Origin of the sequence: Rhodanobacter spathiphylli B39 (genome assembly GCF_000264295.1) — a bacterium.
Classification (GTDB): Bacteria; Pseudomonadota; Gammaproteobacteria; order Xanthomonadales; family Rhodanobacteraceae; genus Rhodanobacter; species Rhodanobacter spathiphylli.
The window spans coordinates 23,280-41,436 of record NZ_AJXT01000008.1; the positions used below are offsets into that span (position 1 = coordinate 23,280).

General features: G+C 65.6%; 18 protein-coding genes and 1 pseudogene. 7 read left to right on the forward strand and 12 right to left on the reverse strand.

The features are described from left to right. Window positions 1–180: 180 nt before the first annotated feature. Window positions 181–492 (forward strand): hypothetical protein, encoded by a 312-nt coding sequence (locus UU7_RS05715; RefSeq protein WP_007806252.1) that lies wholly within the window; start codon window positions 181–183, stop codon window positions 490–492. Here the strand turns inward: UU7_RS05715 and UU7_RS05720 are convergent. After that, window positions 478–1,110, reverse strand: a complete 633-nt coding sequence (locus UU7_RS05720; RefSeq protein WP_007806253.1) for a hypothetical protein — start codon at window positions 1,108–1,110, stop codon at window positions 478–480. The two genes, UU7_RS05715 and UU7_RS05720, sit on opposite strands and share 15 nt — an antisense overlap. An 84-nt stretch (window positions 1,111–1,194) precedes the next feature. On the opposite strand from UU7_RS05720, the gene UU7_RS05725 reads away from it, so the two are divergent. Further along, on the forward strand, window positions 1,195–2,079 hold the full coding sequence (locus UU7_RS05725) for an HNH endonuclease (protein ID WP_007806254.1): 885 nt from the start codon (window positions 1,195–1,197) through the stop codon (window positions 2,077–2,079). Window positions 2,080–2,219: 140 nt separating this feature from the next. Beyond that, entirely contained in the window at window positions 2,220–3,185 is a 966-nt protein-coding gene (locus UU7_RS05730; RefSeq protein WP_007806255.1) for a restriction endonuclease, read from the forward strand. Window positions 3,186–3,469: 284 nt separating this feature from the next. On the opposite strand, the pseudogene UU7_RS05735 reads toward UU7_RS05730, so the two are convergent. The 4 genes and pseudogenes from UU7_RS05735 to htpX form a co-directional block, all read right to left on the reverse strand. Beyond that, window positions 3,470–3,757, reverse strand: a pseudogene (locus tag UU7_RS05735) (hypothetical protein); the annotation flags it as partial. A 315-nt stretch (window positions 3,758–4,072) separates the two neighbouring features. Beyond that, a complete protein-coding gene (locus tag UU7_RS05740; protein WP_007806257.1) occupies window positions 4,073–5,890 on the reverse strand; it encodes an SEC-C domain-containing protein in 1,818 nt (605 codons plus the stop codon). 187 nt (window positions 5,891–6,077) lie between these two features. Next, window positions 6,078–7,946 carry a molecular chaperone HtpG gene (gene htpG / locus UU7_RS05745; protein ID WP_007806258.1) on the reverse strand — a complete coding sequence of 623 codons (1,869 nt, stop codon included), beginning with the start codon at window positions 7,944–7,946 and terminating at the stop codon, window positions 6,078–6,080. A gap of 166 nt (window positions 7,947–8,112) precedes the next feature. After that, window positions 8,113–9,006 (reverse strand): protease HtpX, encoded by an 894-nt coding sequence (gene htpX / locus UU7_RS05750; protein WP_007806259.1) that lies wholly within the window; start codon window positions 9,004–9,006, stop codon window positions 8,113–8,115. A 105-nt stretch (window positions 9,007–9,111) separates the two neighbouring features. Between htpX and gluQRS the strand changes: the two genes are divergently transcribed. Both gluQRS and phbB read left to right on the forward strand, forming a co-directional pair. Next, window positions 9,112–9,981, forward strand: a complete 870-nt coding sequence (gluQRS, locus tag UU7_RS05755; RefSeq protein WP_007806260.1) for a tRNA glutamyl-Q(34) synthetase GluQRS — start codon at window positions 9,112–9,114, stop codon at window positions 9,979–9,981. A 111-nt stretch (window positions 9,982–10,092) separates the two neighbouring features. Then, a complete protein-coding gene (gene phbB / locus UU7_RS05760) occupies window positions 10,093–10,833 on the forward strand; it encodes a beta-ketoacyl-ACP reductase (protein WP_007806261.1) in 741 nt (246 codons plus the stop codon). A gap of 75 nt (window positions 10,834–10,908) precedes the next feature. On the opposite strand, the gene UU7_RS05765 is transcribed toward phbB, so the two are convergent. Continuing rightward, window positions 10,909–11,703 carry a tRNA threonylcarbamoyladenosine dehydratase gene (locus UU7_RS05765; protein ID WP_007806262.1) on the reverse strand — a complete coding sequence of 265 codons (795 nt, stop codon included), beginning with the start codon at window positions 11,701–11,703 and terminating at the stop codon, window positions 10,909–10,911. A 149-nt stretch (window positions 11,704–11,852) separates the two neighbouring features. Here UU7_RS05765 and UU7_RS05770 point away from each other — a divergent pair, with 149 nt between their 5' ends. Beyond that, window positions 11,853–12,242, forward strand: coding sequence for a cytochrome c (locus UU7_RS05770; protein WP_007806264.1), 390 nt, complete (start codon window positions 11,853–11,855; stop codon window positions 12,240–12,242). A 59-nt stretch (window positions 12,243–12,301) separates the two neighbouring features. Here the strand turns inward: UU7_RS05770 and UU7_RS05775 are convergent, their stop codons facing one another. The 5 genes from UU7_RS05775 to UU7_RS05795 form a co-directional block, all read right to left on the reverse strand. Beyond that, entirely contained in the window at window positions 12,302–12,604 is a 303-nt protein-coding gene (locus UU7_RS05775) for an Mpo1-like protein (protein ID WP_007806266.1), read from the reverse strand. Between the two features lie 56 nt (window positions 12,605–12,660). Then, entirely contained in the window at window positions 12,661–13,536 is an 876-nt protein-coding gene (locus tag UU7_RS05780; protein WP_007806267.1) for a pirin family protein, read from the reverse strand. A gap of 10 nt (window positions 13,537–13,546) precedes the next feature. Beyond that, the gene (locus UU7_RS05785) at window positions 13,547–14,608 is read right to left on the reverse strand and encodes an NADH:flavin oxidoreductase/NADH oxidase (RefSeq protein ID WP_040672938.1); all 1,062 of its coding nucleotides are present in this window, start codon (window positions 14,606–14,608) and stop codon (window positions 13,547–13,549) included. A gap of 52 nt (window positions 14,609–14,660) precedes the next feature. Then, on the reverse strand, window positions 14,661–15,575 hold the full coding sequence (locus UU7_RS05790; RefSeq protein ID WP_007806270.1) for an alpha/beta hydrolase family protein: 915 nt from the start codon (window positions 15,573–15,575) through the stop codon (window positions 14,661–14,663). Between the two features lie 85 nt (window positions 15,576–15,660). Next, a complete protein-coding gene (locus UU7_RS05795) occupies window positions 15,661–15,870 on the reverse strand; it encodes a cold-shock protein (protein ID WP_007806273.1) in 210 nt (69 codons plus the stop codon). A 546-nt stretch (window positions 15,871–16,416) separates the two neighbouring features. Between UU7_RS05795 and UU7_RS05800 the strand changes: the two genes are divergently transcribed. Further along, window positions 16,417–16,857 (forward strand): hypothetical protein, encoded by a 441-nt coding sequence (locus UU7_RS05800; protein WP_007806274.1) that lies wholly within the window; start codon window positions 16,417–16,419, stop codon window positions 16,855–16,857. Between the two features lie 7 nt (window positions 16,858–16,864). Here UU7_RS05800 and UU7_RS05805 read toward each other — a convergent pair whose 3' ends face one another. Further along, complete coding sequence (locus UU7_RS05805) at window positions 16,865–18,121, reverse strand: winged helix-turn-helix domain-containing protein (RefSeq protein WP_007806276.1); 1,257 nt, start codon at window positions 18,119–18,121, stop codon at window positions 16,865–16,867. Between the last annotated feature and the right edge of the window lie 36 nt (window positions 18,122–18,157).

Here is an 18,157-nt window from a genome sequence, read left to right on the forward strand (position 1 = left end):
GTCGCCGTCGCGTCTGGACAGCAGTGCACTGGCACCGTCGCCGCAGAGCCGTGACGCTAACCTCCCTGCCAGCCGTTGCTGTATTACGCTGACCCCGCAACCAGCTGCCACCCATCGCGGGCGTCCGCCGACTTCATCCGGAAGGCTGAGGCGCGTCGTTCCCCTCAAGCCCGAGAGCCCATGAGCAAGATCGGCACTGCCCTCTGCCTCACCTACCTGCTGGCCATCCTCGTCTGCCTGGGATTTGCCCTGACCGCCCACGGCGACCCCAAGGGTCAATTCGTCTTCGCGCAAATCCCGATCGCCCTGCAAGGCAGTTTTGCGGTTGGGCTGGGATTCGGTCCGGCGCTGGCCAGACTGTCGTGGCCCGAGGCCTATCTGTATCTGGCCGGGCCCACGTTCGTGTTGCTGTATGCGGTGGGTTGGGTGATTACTGAGACGATGCGCAGGCTTGCTTCATGGCGCAGAAATGGAAGGTCACCTGCCGCCTGAGAGCCGTCGGCTGGAGACAGTTGAATCGGCTTGGCGCAAATGTCCATGCCTGCCATCCGGCAATCGGCCCCACCCCGCCTGCCTGAAGTTCAACCCGGTGATTTCGTGTTCGGCAACAAGCTGCGCCAAAACCTCTTTGCCTGCCGAGTTCACATAGATCTTTCCAGGGTTCAACCGGTCCTTGAACACCGTCGCGACTGAGGGCACCCGCGCCTCGTCGAAAACTTCCCTGGCGATGGTTCCCTCCGGCCGCTGCTCGGACAAGTTCGCGTCGATGCAGGACACCACGTTGGTGACGTTGTAAAAGTACTCCGACTGCCCTTCCACGCTCAATTCCAGCAACTGACCGAACGAAGCCAGAAAGGGCCTCAACACATCACAGGCCCTGGCGCTCAAGACCAGCGCACCCGGCATGAATGGACTCAGATCCGCCCGGGGCTTCGGCTTCTTGCGCCCCCGCACCACCAGTAGCTCCAGCTTGGGACACTCACGCCAACTCAACGCAGAACCGTCCCCACCGAACTTGTTCCACCAACGCAAATTGTCCTGTTCGGAAGTCGGAACACCGACCCCAGCGACGTCGTTGACGCGATCGTTGACGATTTCCCAAACGCTCATGAATTCGTATCCGGAGGGTAAGAAGAACGCAGCGTTTTCTGTCGTCCACTTTTACCGTAACCTGGTACGGAATTGGGGAGCAGCATGGCCAACGCAATATTCACTGCTTCGGAAAGTTCTGCGTACGACGATCTCATCGAGGTGCGCTATCACTTTCCTCGCACCTATCTGCGCCAGGCTGAAGCGGCAGTCGGCGACTGGATCATCTATTACGAACCTCGACGGACTACCGGCCGGAACAGTGCTACTGGCCGACAGGCGTATTTCGCGATCGCTCAAGTAACGAACATCACACAAGATCCGGAACGCGCAGACCACTACTACGCGCACCTGCAAAATTTCCTGGAGTTCGACCAAGGCGTTTCCTTCCGCGAGGGCGCGGAATATCGCGAATCAGGCCTTAGAAAAGAAGACGGCTCAGCCAATAAAGGAGCGTTTGGTCGCTCGGTTCGCCTTATTCCGGCTGATGAATTTGCCATCATCGTGCAGATAGGCATATCCGTCGCAGTTGAGCCCTGGGAGCTGGCTGACCGAGTGGCCGAACCGGTGCCCGAATACGTTATCCACCCTCTCGTCGAACAGGTCGGCCTGCGGAAATTCCGGGACCTGGCCTTTCGGCGACACGTCCGCAACGCTTACGCCAATACCTGCGCTGTCACCGGCCTGCGGTTGATCAACGGCGGTGGCCGGCCCGAAGTCCAAGCTGCCCACATTCGCTCGGTCGAAGCAGACGGCCCCGACACCGTTCGCAACGGCATCGCTCTCACCGGCACCGCTCATTGGCTATTCGACCGCGGCTTGCTGAGCTTCGCCGACGACTACACCATCTTGCTATCGCCTCACGGTGTACCCGATGGACTCGATAAATTGATCTTGCCGGAGAAAAGGCTGCGGGTGCCGCTTAACCCCGACCTGAGGCCCCATGCCACTTACCTCGCGTGGCACCGTGAGCATCGCTTCAAGCACTAGTCCTGACCTTTCCCGAAGAAAAGCCGACCCTGCCCTCGTTCCGATGATCGGGGCCGGATGTTTCGGCATGGCCAGCTGGTTTTCCCCCACCGGTGTTTGCAGTACGGTGGCTGCGCCAGGGAACGCTCAGGGGGAGGGAAATGGCCAAACGAAAACCAAGCGGCTTCGAACAGCTCGCGGCCATGCCATGGTGGATCGGCATCCTGATCGGCCTCATCGGATATGTCGCGATACGTCACGGTGTCGGTTGGTACTTCGCCTCATTCAACAGCCCAGTGCTGCACGGTCTTGGCAACACAGCCGCTTCCGGCATCTACGCCCCGCTCGCCTGGGTGCTGCTGATCGGCTGCTGGATCGCTGCCATCGTCTCTTTCATCAGCCGCCGTCGCCGCCGCCAGTTGCTCGACAGCCAGACCGGCATCGACAGCCTGCGCAAGATGAGTTGGCAGCAATTCGAACAACTCGCGGGTGAAGCTTTCCGACGTCAGGGTTATGCGGTCGAGGAAACCGGCCTCGGCGGCGCCGACGGCGGCATCGATCTGATCCTGCGCAAGGGCGGCCAGACCACGCTGGTGCAGTGCAAGCAGTGGCAGAACTGGCAGGTTGGCGTCAAGGTCGCGCGCGAGATGTATGGCCTGCTGGTGCATCACAAAGCTGACGCCGTAAAGATTGTCGCCCTCGGCGACTACACCAGCGACGCCCGACGTTTCGCCCAAGGCAAACCCATCGAACTGATCCACGGCGGCGAACTGATCGCCACGGTGCGTTCGCTGCAAAAAACCAGGGCGCGTGCGGTGAGTCCGCTGGATACACCGCTCGCCCTCAGCGGAAGCATGGTGGCAGGCTTGCTGCTTATCGCTGGACTGTCGCCTTCCACCCCGACCGCGCCGCTACCCGTCGTCGTGAGTCCTGGCGTCACCCGGACTACGTATAGACCGAGACCACCCATCCTGCCCCGCCCTGCCACAGCACCCACACCGCATACCCGGGCGACCATCTATGTGAGCGATTCGCAGAACGACGCGGAGTTGCGCGAATGGAAAAAGCGGAACGCCGAGTCGATGAAGATTCTTGAGAAGACAACGAAGGAAATGCCGCTGCGCTAGTGTGCATCAAAGATAGCGACGTTCAAGAGCGAGGGCATGGGTGCCCGAGTTGAAGCAACGCAGGAATACTGGCCTCATGCGCGTGAACGGCGGACGAGAGTCCTGACCACGATCGACAGGGGCAAATGCGGTCCCGGCCTTCGCCGGGAAGACGATCGAGGAAGATGAACCGATCCCGGCTAGCGCCGGGATCGGTCCGGTACGAAAGGACACCATTGGCATCGAACCACTGCAGCCCGTGGCCCATCAGGTCACTACAACTCCCCCAACCGCTCCTGCAACCTCTACCGCCGATCCTCGTCCTTCTCACCCGCGATCACCCCTTTCAGCGCGGCCACCTGCGCCAGGTCCAGCGCCTTCTTCGCCGAGGAATGCACGTCCGGCACCACGTCGATGTTCTCCCAGTCGGTGTGCGTGAACGGGCTGATCGGGCGTCCGGAGGGGACGAACATCACGAAGTGCGCAGTCAGCCAGTGCGGGCCGCCGCCGTGGGCGCCGCTGCCGGTGGCTTCGCCGATCAGGGTGGCGCGTTGGTTGTTCTTCAGCACATAGGCGAAATCCTCGCAGCCGGAAAACGTGTCGCTGCGGGTTGCGCCGGGTTGTCGCCGCTAGATCCGTGCCGCCGGATACAACCAACGTGCATGGGTTCGCGTCAGCAACTCCGGCGCGCCGGACGTTTCGTTCCACAGCGCGGCGCACTGTCTGCAGCGCATCAGGAAGCTCGGCGCTGCGGGGTTCGTGGCCAGTCGCTCGAAGCGGTCGTAGGGCGCGTGGTAACCCGTTTGGCAGTGGCTACAGAGCATGCGCGGCCGAGATATCCGAACAGATGACGTGGGCGTGCATGCCTGCGTTTGCGGCGGGCATGCGTGCCGCGCGAGGCCGGATGCTCAGCGTTTTTTCCCGAGTGCGCGCACCGACTGCTGCAGCCACGACATTGCGTCCAGTTGCTGCCATAGCGCCAGCGTCTCCTGTCGATAGATCCATGCCTCCTCGTCACCGCCGACGGCGATGCCCCAGCCGTCTTGCCGCGGCGGCTTGGGATTGGCCTTGAGCAGCCAGGCCGCCGGTTTCGGATAGGCCGCCACGGCGTCGCCCAGCGCGCCGATGGCCATATCGGATTGACCGGCGGCGAACAGCGCCAGCGCCCGGTTGTATTGCATCGCGGCGAAATCGTCGGGGTAGCACTCGGTGAGTGCCAGCGCGTCCGCGACACGACCGGTGTGCAGGTAGGCGCGCACCAGGGCGTGGCGAAAGCCCTGGTTGTCGCTGGGATTGAGTTCGCATACCAGCCATTCCAGCCGCGCCACTTGCGCGGCGTCGGGCGCTTGCCCGGCATCGATGGCGACGCGTTGGCCGATCAGGTTCAGCGCAGGCCGGTTCTGCAACCAGCCCCACTCGAGCCGCTTGCCTTCGGCGCGATTGGCACGCAGCACTTCGCGCAGCAGGCGCTCGGCGCGATCCAGCACGGATCGCGCGAGGTTTGCGGTGAATATGCCCATGCCGACTTCGTCGATGGCTGCCACGATGGTGTCCAGCACCTCGAACGCATTCCACAGCTGCGGCTGTCGGCGCAGTTCGGGCAACCATTGCGCAATGTCGGCACCCTCGCCGCCGAATACCGGGGAGTGGCTGTTGCTGCCCGCGAGTTGCTCCCACCCTTGCAGCGCCTTGGCCATGGCCCGGGTCGGTTCGAGCGGGCCGGCTTGTTCACCGCTCGGCTCCAGCGTGTACACCGAAGCGATCGCCGGCGCCGTCTGCAGCAGCTGCGCCAGTTCGCGCAAGTCGGGTTGGTTGTCGAGCGCCATCTGCTCCATGGCTTGCTCGCCATGGGTAACGATATTGCGCATGAAGGCCACCAGGTGTTCCAGTTCCGGATCACGCATGGCGGCCAGCCGATGCGCCCAGAAGCGTGCGCGCTCGCGTGCCTCGGCGTGGCGCCCCTCGGACATCAGCAGGGTGACCTCCAGATGCGACAGCGAAGGCGATTGCGGGTCGCTGCGCTGCGCTTCGGCGAAGTATTGCCACGCACCGGCGTAGTCGTCGCTGTCGGAGGCGATCGACGCCTGGCGCTGCAGGGCTGCCGAACGCAGGCGACGGTCGCCCACTTTGATCGCACGTGCGAGCAGCTGCGCCTTCTTGCGGGGCCGTTGCAGCTGGCCATAGGCATCGAGCAAGGTATCGAACAAGGCTTCACGTCCGGCATGGAAATCAGCGTCGGCAACGAACCAGGGTTCGAGCAAGGCGCAGGCTTCCCTGGTGAAATTGCCGGTGGCCAGCTCCATGGCGGCATGCGCCACCATGTCGGGCGCAATCCGGCTGCCGGCCAGCTCGCTCCAGCGCCGACGCGGCAAATGCTCCAGCAGCGTGGGCAGGAAGTTGATCTGCCCCATCGGCAGGTCGTGCTCCAGCATCAGGCAGCACTTCTTGTACTTCTGACCGGAGCCACACGGGCAGGCGGCATTGCGCTCGGTCGCCGGCAGTGACGGCAAGGCGTAGTTCAGCGTCGGCTGCGGTGTCTGTCGCCATACCGACCTTGCCACGGCGAGCGCCACCGGCCAGCGGAGAACGTCGTGGCGGCCGTACAGGACGTTCACGGCGTTGACGTAGTGCGGGTAATCGACGCCGCGGGCAATCATGCCGACGCAATGATTCCACAGTTCATCGAGGGCATTCGAAAATTCGGGGGGAAGGCTTTCGTTGGTCATGTCGTCATTGTCGCCGTTCCCGCGGTTCCGCTGCCACCAAGGAAGGATCGCCCCCGGACCTGCGCAGGATGACGTGCGGTCGGACTGCAAAGAGCCGGCGGCCCTCCCCGGTTCTCAATCGCGGGAATGCGCAGATGGAAAAAGCCCGCCGGATGGCGGGCTCCTGGACTGCAGGGTACTTGGCGTCTTACCCCAGCAACACCCGGTTCATCCGCTGCACGAAGGCCGCCGGGTCGGGCAGCTGGGCGCCAGCGGAAATCTCCGCCTGCTCCAGCAGCAGGGTGGCCAGATCACGGGCCTTGGCTTCGTCGGCTTCCGTCTCGACGCGCTTGACCAGTGCGTGCTGCGGGTTGATCTCCAGGGTGGGCTTGGACTCCGGCATGTCCTGGCCGGCTTCGCGCAGCAGGCGGGCCAGGTGCGGGGCCATTTCGTAATCGGAAAGCGCCAGGCAGGACGGCGAATCGGTGAGGCGCGCCGACACCTTCACTTCGCCGACGCGATCGCCCAGCAGCTCCTTGAGCTTCTTCAGCAGCGGCTCGGCTTCCTTGGTCGCCTCTTCCTGCTTTTTCTTGTCGGCCTCGTCCAGTGGCACTTCGCCCTTGGCAACGCTCTTCAGCTTTTTGCCGTCGTATTCGCTCAGGCTGCCGATCATCCACTCGTCGATGCGGTCGGACATCAGCAGCACTTCGATGCCCTTGGCCTTGAACGCTTCCAGCTGCGGGCTGCCGAAGGCGGAGGCGTAGCTGTCGGCGGTGATGTACCAGATCGCGTCCTGACCCACGGCCATCCGGCCGATGTAGTCGTCCAGCGAGGTGGTCTGGCTGGTGCCGTCGCCCTTGGTGGAGGCAAAGCGCAGCAGCTTGGCGATGCGCTCACGGTTGTTGGCGTCTTCGCTGATGCCTTCCTTGAGTGTGTTGCCGAAGGCCTTGTAGAAGGTGGCGAATTTCTCCGGCTCGTCCTTTGCCAGCTTCTCGATCAGGTCGAGCACGCGCTTGACGCAAGCAGCCTTGATGCGCTCGAGCTGGCGGTTGTGCTGCAGGATTTCGCGGCTGACGTTGAGCGGCAAATCATCGGCATCGACCACGCCGCGCACGAAGCGCAGGTAGTTCGGCAGCAGCTCTTCGGCGGCGTCCATGATGAAGACGCGCTTGATGTAGAGCTTCAGCCCCTTGCGCTCGTCGCGGCCGCCCATCATCAGGTCGAACGGCGGCTGCGACGGCAGGTACAGCAAGGTGGTGAAGCTCTGGCTGCCTTCGACGCGGTTGTGCGTCCACGCCAGCGCGTCGTTGAAATCGTGGCCGAGCGACTTGTAGAAGCTCTGGTAGTCCTCGTCGGAAATCTCCGACTTCGGCTTGGTCCACAGCGCCGAGGCGGCGTTGATGGTTTCGAATTCGTCGGTGGGCTTGTCGTCCTTCTCCTTGGGCATGCGGATCGGGAAGGCGACGTGGTCGGAGTAGCGGGTGATCAGCGAGCGCAGCTGCCAGCGCTTGAGAAATTCGTCCTCGTCGGCCTTCAGGTGCAGGATCACCGCGGTGCCGCGCAGTGGTTCGTCGACCTGTTCCAGCGAATACTCGCCCTTGCCGTCGCTCTCCCACTTCACGCCTTCGCTTTCCGGCGCGTCGGCGCGACGGGTGAGCACGGTGACCTTGTCGGCCACCACGAAGGCGGAATAGAAGCCCACGCCGAACTGGCCGATCAGCCGCGCGTCGGCCTTCTGCTCGCCGCTCATCGCTTCCAGGAAGCGGCGCGTACCCGAACTGGCGATGGTGCCGATGTTGGCCACGACTTCATCGCGGGTCATGCCGATGCCGTTGTCGCGCACGGTGACGGTGCGCGCATCCGGGTCCCAGCTGACGTCGATGTGCAGTTCGCTGTCGCCGGCCGAGAGCTCAGGGTTGGCGATCGACTCGAAGCGCAGCTTGTCGCAGGCGTCGGAGGCGTTGGAGATCAGCTCGCGCAGGAAGATTTCCTTGTGCGAGTACAGCGAGTGCGTGACCAGGTGCAGGACCTGGGCGACTTCGGCTTCGAACTTGCGGGTTTCGGCGGGTGCGTTCATGCGTTGATGTTCCAGAGTTGCGTTGACGATGGGCGTTGGCTCCTCCCCCTGCATGACAGGGGGAGGTCGGGAGGGGGTTCGCTTTTGACCTTGGCTTCCAAAGACAAGCTCAGGAGCACCCCACCCCAGCCCTCCCCTGCAAGCAGGGGAGGGAGTAAAGCTTCAATCAGCCGGCCTTCTGCAGCGCGGCGATGCGCTCGTCCAGCGGCGGGTGGCTCATGAACAGTTTCCTGAAGCCTTCCGCCAGCGGGCCGGAGATGCCGAACGCGGCGATGGTGTTGGGCAGCGTGTTTTCGCCGTGATCGACCTTGAGCCGCTGCAGCGCGGAGATCATCGCGCCGCGGCCGGCAAACTGCGCACCCGCCGCGTCAGCGCGGAACTCGCGCCAGCGCGAGAACGCGGCGACGATCATCGAGGCGAACAGGCCGAACACCACCTGCAGCACCATCACCACCACGAAGTAGCCGATGCCACCGCCGCCACGATTCTCGTCGCGGCCACCGCTCATCCAGCTGTCGACGGCGCGGCCAACGATGCGGGCGGCCAGGATCACTAGCGTGTTCAGCACGCCCTGGATCAGGGTCAGGGTGACCATGTCGCCGTTGGCGACGTGGCCGATCTCGTGGCCAAGCACGGCGCCGACCTGTTCGCGATCCATCTGCTGCAGCAGGCCGGAGCTTACCGCCACCAGCGAGCTGTTCTTCGTCATTCCGGTGGCGAACGCATTCATCTCCGGCGCGTCGTAGATCGCCACCTCGGGCATGCCGATGCCGGCGTTATGCGCGTGGCGGCGGACGGTGTCGACCAGCCAGCGCTCGGTCTCGTTCTGCGGCTGCTCGATCACCCGGGCGCCGGTGGACCACTTGGCGATCATCTTCGACATCGCCAGCGAGATGAACGCCCCGCCCATGCCGAACACGGCGGCGAAGGCCAGCAGGCCGCCCATGCCGCCGTAGCCGCGTGCGGCGGCCATCTGGTCGATGCCGAACAGGCGGCAGACGATGCTCAGCAGGAGCAGCACGGCAAGGTTGGTGGCGATGAATAGCGCGATGCGACGCATGGCTGTCTCTCTTGTGGCAGTCATGAAGGGGAATGGTGGACGGTCGAAGATTCGGGGCGGCAAGGCGCGCTTTCAAGGGTCTGGAGCGGCATTTAAGATGCGCCGATGACTTATCGCGGCCGCTTTGCCCCCTCGCCCACCGGACAACTGCACTTCGGCTCGCTGGTCGCCGCGCTGGGCAGCTGGCTGTGCGCGCGGCATGCCGGCGGCGAATGGCTGGTCCGGGTGGAGGATATCGATCCGCCACGCGAGGTTGCCGGTTCGGCGGCGGGCATCCTGGCGGCGCTGCCTGCGTTCGGCCTGGTCGCTGACGGGCCGACGCTGTTCCAGTCGACGCGGACGGCGGCTTACGCGGCGGCGATCGAGCAACTGCGCGCCGCCAATGCGCTGTTCCCCTGCTGGTGCAGCCGCAGCGAACTGGCGCGCGGCGACGGCCTTCATCGCGATGCCCGCTGCGTTGCTTCGCCGCAGGCCGACCAACCGCCAGCCTGGCGCTTGCGCGCGCCGGATCTCGACATCGCGTTCGAGGATGCCCTGCAGGGCCAGCAGCGGCAGAACCTGCGCAACGAGGTGGGCGACTACGTGCTGCGCCGGGCCGACGGCCTGTACAGCTATCAGCTGGCCTGTGTGGTGGACGACGCTTTCCAGGGCATCACCGAGGTAGTGCGCGGGCTGGACCTGCTCGACTCCACGCCGCGCCAGATCTGGCTGCAGCGCTGCCTGGGTCTGCCGACGCCGGCGTATCGCCACCTGCCGCTGGTGCTGGATGGGGATGGCAGCAAGCTGTCGAAATCCGCACAGGCGTTCCCGGTCGACCCGGCCGACCCCGTGCCGGCGCTGCGACGCGCCCTCGCCTTCCTGCAGTTGCCACTGCCGCATGCCGGGCGCGGCGGGGTGGACGATCTGCTGCTGCACGCACTGGCCCATTTCGATCCGGCCCGTTTGCCGCATTGCAGCGGTCACTCTGTCGCCTGAACCGCTATAACTACGGAACGCGTCGAGGCGACCAGGGGACGGCTGAAACATGCGTCTGCCATGCTTCGGTGCGATCGCATTCGCGCCTAACCGAACAGGAGATCCAGGGAAATGACTCAGCGTACGGCATTGGTCACAGGCGGCACCGGCGGCATCGGCAGCGCAATCGTCCGCTACCTGGCCAGGCAGGGGCATCGGGTGGCCAGCAATTACCGTGACCCGGACAAGGCGGAAGCCTGGCGCCAGGCGATGGCGGCCGAGGGCATCGATGTATGCCTGGTCGCCGGCGACGTCACCGACCCGGATGCCTGCGCGGCGATGGTGCGCGCGATCGAGGAGAAGTGCGGCCCGGTCGAGATCCTGGTCAACAACGCCGGCATCACCCGCGACACCACCTTCCACAAGATGACTTATCAGCAGTGGACGGACGTGATCAACACCAACCTCAACGCCTGCTTCAATGTCACCCGCGCGGTGATCGACGGCATGCGTGCGCGCAAGTGGGGCCGCATCGTGCAGATCAGCTCGATCAACGGCCAGAAGGGCCAGTACGGCCAGGCCAACTACGCCGCAGCCAAGGCCGGCATGCACGGCTTCACCATCTCGCTGGCGCAGGAGAACGCGAAGTTCGGCATCACCGTCAACACCGTCTCGCCCGGCTACGTCGCCACCGACATGGTGATGGCCGTGCCGGAAGAAGTGCGCGCCAAGATCGAGGCGCAGATCCCGCTGGGCCGCCTGGGCAAGCCCGAAGAGATCGCCCACGCCGTGGCCTTTCTCACCGGCGAGGAAACCTGCTGGATGACCGGCGCCAACCTGGCGATCAACGGCGGGCAGTACATGGGCTGGTGAGGGAGCAGGAGCGAGTGAAGAGGAGTGAGAAAAGAGAGAAAGCAGGCTCTTCACTCACTTCTCGCTCCTCTTCACTCACTTCTCGCTTTTCCCCAGCAGCTTCTCGATCACCTTGCCTACCGCCGCGAAGGCGAATGCGCCGGTGATGTGGGTGGCCGCGCCCAGGCCGCCGCCGCAGGCCAGGTTCAGCGAATCGCCGCCCGGCGGGCGGGTGCCGCACACGGTGCCGTCCGGTTGCGGGTATTGCACGTTCTGCAGCGAATAGACGGCTGAAACGCCGAAGTAGCGGCTGGCGTTGCGGGGGAAGTTGAAGTCGGCGCGGAGCTTCTTGCGGATCAGGCTGAACATCGCGTCGTGCTCGGTGCGCGACAGGTCGCGCACGCGGATCTGGGTGGGGTCGGTGCGCCCGCCGGCCGAACCCACGCTGACGATCGGCAACTTGCGCCGCCGGCACCACGCGATGGTTTCCAGCTTCACCCGGAACGCATCGCAGGCATCCAGCACCACGTCGTAGCCGCGGTCGAGCAGTTCGTCCAGGGTCGAGGTGGTGAGGAAACGCTCGACCGCCTCGAGCCGGAGGGTCGGGTTGATCGCATGGGCGCGGGCAGCCATCACGCCCACCTTGGTCTTGCCGTACTCGCCATCCAGCGCGTGCAGCTGGCGGTTGGTGTTGGATACGCAGACCTCGTCGGCGTCGATCAGGGTGAGCCGGCCCACGCCGCTGCGCGCCAGCGCCTCGACCGCCCACGAACCGACGCCACCGATGCCGATCACGCACACATGCGCCTGCGCCAGCGTGGCCACGCTGCCGTTGCCGTACAGGCGCTCGACGCCGGCAAAGCGTTCGGCCGGGTAGTTTGGCTCGCTCATCGCGGGCCGCCGTTGCGGCATCGGGTCATCGTTGGACGGATCACGGGCGGGCCTTGCTGTGGAGAGCGGGCATTTTATCGTGGACGGTGGCTACGGGTGCGTCGGTGCAGGGTATCCTTGGCGTTCTCTTCATGATCGGAACCTCATCCATGCGCGCAGCCCTGATGATCCTGCTTGGCCTGGTGATCGGCGTGATCGGCACCGTCAACGTGATGAACGCGCTGAGCGCACGCAATCCGATGCCGAAGGCGGTCATGGATACCATGGGCTATCACGTGGGCGAACTGAAGGACGCGATCAAGGCGAAGCAGTGCGAGCCGGCCCGGGTGCAGCACCACCTGGAACGCCTCGCCTCCACCGCCAGCGACATCACGCCGGTGTTCGGGATCAGCGAGAAGACCTTCACCGACGACGCCGGCAAGCTGCAGACCCAGCTGCAACAGGCGGTGCAGGCCGCGCCGGCCAGCTGCGAGGCGCTGGTGGCCGCGATCAAGCCGGTGGGCGAAACCTGCAAGAGCTGCCATCAGCAGTATCGCTGAGGCAAGAGCGACCCCACCCCGACCATCCCCTGCCAGCAGGGGAGGGAGAAGAGCTGAAGTCAGAAGCTGAGCTTGCCGCGCAGCATCTGGGCGTACATCACCCAGTCGCCGGCCAGGCTGTACAGCGGATGCCTGAAGGTGGCCGGGCGATTCTTCTCGAATACGTAGTGGCCGATCCAGGCGAAGCCGTAACCGCACAGCGGTGCCAGCCACAACCAGCGCCACTGCCCGCTGGACACGGCAAGCACGACCACCGCGATCACCAGGCTGCTGCCGATGAAATGCATCCGGCGGCAGCGGCGGTTGCCGTGCTCGCCGAGGTAGAACGGATAGAACTCGGCAAAACTGCTGTAGCCGGACATGGCGAGGCTCCGCGTTTGGACGGCCCGATTCTGCCGCATCCCTGCGGAATGTGGCGCTATGCCGGCAAGGGAATGAATTCTTCCTCGTCGCCGGGCACGGTGGGAAAGCGTCCTTCGCTCCAGTCCGCCTTGGCCTGCTCGATGCGCTCGCGGCTGCTGGCCACGAAGTTCCACCACAGATGGCGCTCGCCATCCAGCGGCGCACCGCCGAACAGGATCAACCGGCTTGGTTCGCCGGCGTGCAACGGAGGCGGCTGTTCGCCGGCCTGCACCGCCATCTGGTGCTTGCCGACTTTCAGTTCGCCCCAGCTCACGGAGCCGTCGACCACATGCACGCCGCGCTCGGCGTGCCCGGTCGGCAAGGCCAGCTCGGCGCCGGCTTGCAGACTCACTTCCAGCATGAACATCGGCGCGAACACCTTCACCGGTGAACGCTGACCGTAGGCATTGCCCGCGATCAGCACGCCTTCCACGCCTGGCCCGCTGATCCGCGGCAAGGCCTCGCGGCCATGGTGGTGGAACTCCGGCGCTACCTCGGCATCGGCCTGCGGCAGGGCGACCCAGACCTGGATGCCGTGCAGCTTCTGGCCAGCGGCCCGTTCGTCGGGCGGCGTGCGCTCGGAGTGGGTGATGCCATGGCCGGAGGTCATCCAGTTGACCTCGCCGGGACGGATGTCGGCCAGGCTGCCCAGGCTGTCGCGGTGGCGGATCGCCCCGTCGAACAGCCAGGTCACCGTGGCCAGGCCGATGTGCGGGTGCGGCCGCACGTCCATGCCCTTGCCCGCCGGGAAATTCACCGGCCCCATGTAATCGAAAAACACGAACGGACCGACATGGCGCGCCTGCAGCACCGGCAGCATGCGACGCACGACGAAACCGTCGCCGAGGTCGTGCTCGCGGGCGTCGGCGATCAGCCGGGGACGACTTTCCATCACGTGCTCCTTACCAGGCCCGCTGATATTGCGCCGGCGCGGCGATTTTTGCGCCCAGTTGCTGCGCCGCCCGCCGCGGGAAGTAGGGATCGCGCAGGCTTTCGCGGGCGATCAGCACCAGGTCGGCCTCGCCATCGGCGATGATCCGGTCGGCCTGTTCGGCTTCGGTGATCAAGCCCACGGCGCCGGTGGCGATGTCGGCCTCGCGGCGGATCTGCGCGGCGAACGGCACCTGGTAGCCCGGTCCCAGCGGGATCTTCACGTGCGGCAGCAGGCCGCCGCTGGAAACGTCGATCAGGTCGACGCCCAGGGGCTTCACCATGCGCGCCAGCTCCACGCTCTGCGCCGGGTCCCAACCGCCTTCGTCGGCCCAGTCGGTCGCCGACACGCGCAGCCACAACGGCAAGTTGTCCGGCCACACCTCGCGCACGGCGGCCACGACTTCACGGGTCAGCCGGGTACGATTTTCGAAGCTGCCGCCGTAACGGTCGTCGCGGCGGTTGCTCAGCGGGGACAGGAACTGGTGCAGCAGGTAACCGTGCGCCGCATGCACCTCGACGAGCTGGAAGCCGGCCTCCAGCGCGCGTGCCGCCGCGGCGCGGAAATCGGCGATCACCGCCTGGATGCCGGCCTCGTCCAATGCCAGCGGCACGTTCCAGCCGGTGTCGAACGGCAGCGCCGAGGGGCCCACCACGGGCCAGTCGCCCTGCCCGGCCGGCACCGGGCCGTGGCCGTCCCAGGGACGCAAGGTGCTGGCCTTGCGCCCGGCGTGGGCCAGCTGGACGCCGGCGATCGCCCCGTGTTCGCCGATGAAGCGGGTGATCGGTTGCCATGCCTGCAGCTGGGCCTGGTTCCACAAACCGGTGTCCTGCGGAGAAATGCGCCCCTGCGCCGAGACCGCCGAGGCCTCGGCGATCACCACGGCGGCGCCGCCGACCGCGCGACTCCCCAGGTGCACCAGGTGCCAGTCGTTCGGCACGCCATCCGTGGCCGAGTATTCGCACATTGGCGAAACCACCAGCCGGTTGCGCAAGGTCAGGCTGCGTTGCTGGAACGGATCGAACAGGTTCATCAGGGCATCCATCGGATCGAAAGGGTCGACATCCGGGCGACGGAGTCGGGAATCAAGCTGTCGACTGTACGCGTTCGGCGAACAGCGCATCCTGCACGGTGAACCATTCGGCCATGCATGCGGCGATCGGCACCGGCGTTTCCATCCAGCCGAAGTGGTCGGCCGGCCGGCCGCCCAGATCATCGCGGTTGATCACCTCGATCTGCCGGATGCCTGCACCCAGCTTGCCCAGCAGCCATTCCAGCGAGGCCTGCGGACCGAGCCAGTCTTCCTTCAGTCGCAGCGCCAGCACCGGCAGCTGCAGGGCGGCGAGCCGTGCCTCGAAGTCCTGCGACATGCCCGTGGCGGCGTAGCGACCGCTGCGGCCGCTGCGCGCCCAGTCGTCGATCACGCCACGCGCCTCGTTGCCCCCGAAACCGATGCGACGCCCCGGCAGGTAGCCCATCAGTCGCGCCAGCCACGGCGCCAGCGCGTAGGCCGCGGCGATCAGCCAGCCATGCCGGAAGCGCCGCCAGTACGGCGAGCCACTGGCCACCAGCAACAACCCGGCGAACATCGACGGATGCAGGCTCGCGCAAAGCAGTGCCAGCTGGCCACCGAGGCTGTGGCCGCCCAGCCACTTGCGCGCCCGCGGCCAGCGCGCTTCCAGCAATGCCATGCCGGCGGGCAGGTCATCCTGCAGCAGCTGGCGGTACGCCCAGTCGCAGCGGCGACCGGCGCGGCGATCGCTGGAGCCGATGCCGCGCCATTCGTGCAGCACCACGGCGATGCCGCGTTCGGCCAGCGCCTGGGCCAGCCGCAGGTAGTGACGGGCCGGCATGCCCATCGCTGGCAGCCAGTACAACAACTGGTGCCAGGCGCCGGCCGGCAACACCGCCAGCAACTCGAAGCGTGCGCCGTCCGCGGCAGTGACCGGGATCACCAGCGACGTGGTGGCGGAAGCATCATCAAAAGAAGGGTCGGACATTCCCACAGGCTAACCAATCGCCGCGTCGACCACAAAAAAAAGGGCCGGCTTGCGCCGGCCCTTCATACAGGTTCCGCTACCGCGATCAAACGGGGGTAACGTCTTCGGCCTGCAAGCCCTTCTGTCCGTCCACGACATTGAAGCTCACTTTCTGACCTTCCTGCAGGCTCTTGAAACCCGAGCCGGTGATGGCGCGAAAATGCACGAACACGTCAGGGCCATTATCGCGGCTGATAAAGCCGAAACCCTTGGCGTCATTGAACCACTTCACAGTACCTACTTCACGATCCGCCATGACTCACTCCGATCCAAATCCGAACGCTGAGACAAACCGGCCCCAACGGGCCGACGGTTTTACTGAGCATGCAGGGTCCGGTGCAACAGTCGGATTCAGGAAATCCCTACCGGGCACTCTTGTAGCCAAGCAGACGCAGCACCCCAAGCATAACGGATTTTTTGCCGGCAAGTGATTTGTCAAGCGGCGCCGCAGGAGGATATTTCGTGAAGGGAAAACCGGACATCCGTGCGCGGTTTTCCTGTCATGGCCAGCAATCGAACCGACCCATTCCCCGACCCGGCGATTCGCTCCCCCAGGTCGAATCGGCGAATCCATTCCCGTGGTGTTGCCCGTGTCCGGCATGAAACGGGAAAACACGAATTCCCGTCACGGGCCACCGGAAACGCCAATCCGGCCGCGGATCACCTCCGTGTCCCGGGCATTGAAGCCATGGCATGCGGAAATTCAGGTTTTCTTGACTGGCCGCGCGCTCTAGTGGCGGGAGCCGGCCGGTTCCCTGTGCGCATGGACCCGCCAAAGACCCAGACCCCCGAGGAGATCGACATGCCCAAGCTGCCCCGCACGATCCTGGTTGGCGCGCTTGCCGGCCTGCTGCTGGCTGGCTGCGCCGAACACCCGAACACCCGGGCCACCGGCACCACCGCCACCACCACTGCACCGACCAGCCACACCCGTCACCAGAGCGCCTCCGCTGCCAGTGCGGGCGACGATCAGGCGGAGTCGACGGACGAAACCGGGATTCCCGCCTGCGACGATTATCTGTCGAGTTACCTTGCCTGCCATCGCGCTGCGGACATCTATGCGCCGGACCAGTTGCAGTCGCGTTATGAAGCAATGCGCAGCAGCCTGCTGCGCGATTCGAAGAACCCGTCCATCCGGCCGCAACTGGCGGCGCGCTGCAATTCGCTATCCAGCCAGTTGCGTCAGGCACTGGACGGGAAGTCCTGCGCGGAAAATCCCGCGCCCGCAGCAAGCACGCCGTAGAAGCCGCTCAGCCCGGGCCGGCAAGCTTCACCCGGGCCGCTCGCCACTGCGCGCGCAGCAGCCGACCCAGCGATGCCGGTTGCGTGCTTCCCAGCCTGATCTTTTCCGTGCCATGCCATGTCGCGGTGGCCGCGATGGCCCTGGCCACGGCACTCACCAGAGCCGGCTCGGGCCTTGCGTCCGGTTCGAGGAACAGGGCCTTGACCTCGAACACGCCGGTGTCGCGATGCGCCTTGGCGTCCAGCCGGCCGACCAGGCGTCCCCGGTGCAGGATCGGCAGCACGAAGTAGCCGTAACGACGCTTCGCGGCCGGCGTGTAGCACTCGAGCGTGTATTCGAAGCCGAACATGGCCAGCACGCGACTGCGATCCCAGACCAGCGGATCGAACGGTGACAGCAGCGTGGTGAGGGTGGCGCGCAGCTTTCCGGCGAGCGCCTTGTCCAGCCATTCCGCATGCTCGCGGTGCACATAACCGGGCGTACCCCAGCCCTCGACCGGCACTGCCAGCAGTTCGCCGCTTTCCAGCAGGGGTGCCAGCTCGCGATCGCTGACCCGGGGCTTGAGCCGAAAGTAGTCGCCGATCCACGCCGCTGGCGTCACGCCCAGCGCCCGCACGGTTTCGAGAATGAAATGCCGGCGCTGCTGTGCCGGCGAGAAAGCGAGCGTGACGTCGAACGGCGGGTCGAGCCCGGCCAGCACCCGTTCGGCCAGATCGTAGACGCGCTGGAACCTGTCGCGCCGGGCCACCATCAGTTCGCCCAGGGCAAACCATGCCTCCAGCCAGCGTTTCTCCGGCTTCCACTCCCACCAGCCCGAGCTGGCGCCGCCGTCGCGGCGCTCGAAGTCCGCGGCGCGAACCGGGCCGGAATCGCGGATGCCCGCCAGCAGCGCGTCCATGTCCTTGCGGTGCTCGCGGTGAACGCGCTGTGCATGGCGGTGCGCCCAGTGATGGCTGCGATGATCCTGTCCGCCCCGGTGCCAGGCGATGTCCGCGGCGCTGACGAAACACGCTTCATGGGCCCAGCACTCGGCGAGCTGCCCCTGCGCCAGCGCCTCGTCCAGCCACGCCATCGGGTAGTTGCCCAGGCGCGAATGCAGGACGAGGTACGGGCTGCGCGCCACCACGTGGATGGTATCGATCTGCAGCATCCGCATGCGCTCGATGGCAGTCACCAGGTCTGCCCGCCGGGGCTGTCGCTTCGGCGGCTGCAGCAGGCCCTGGGCGGCCAGCTGCATGGCCCTGGCCTGGGCCAGCTTCAACATGTGGCCGCTTGCTGAAGCGCCGCCCAACGATGCTTG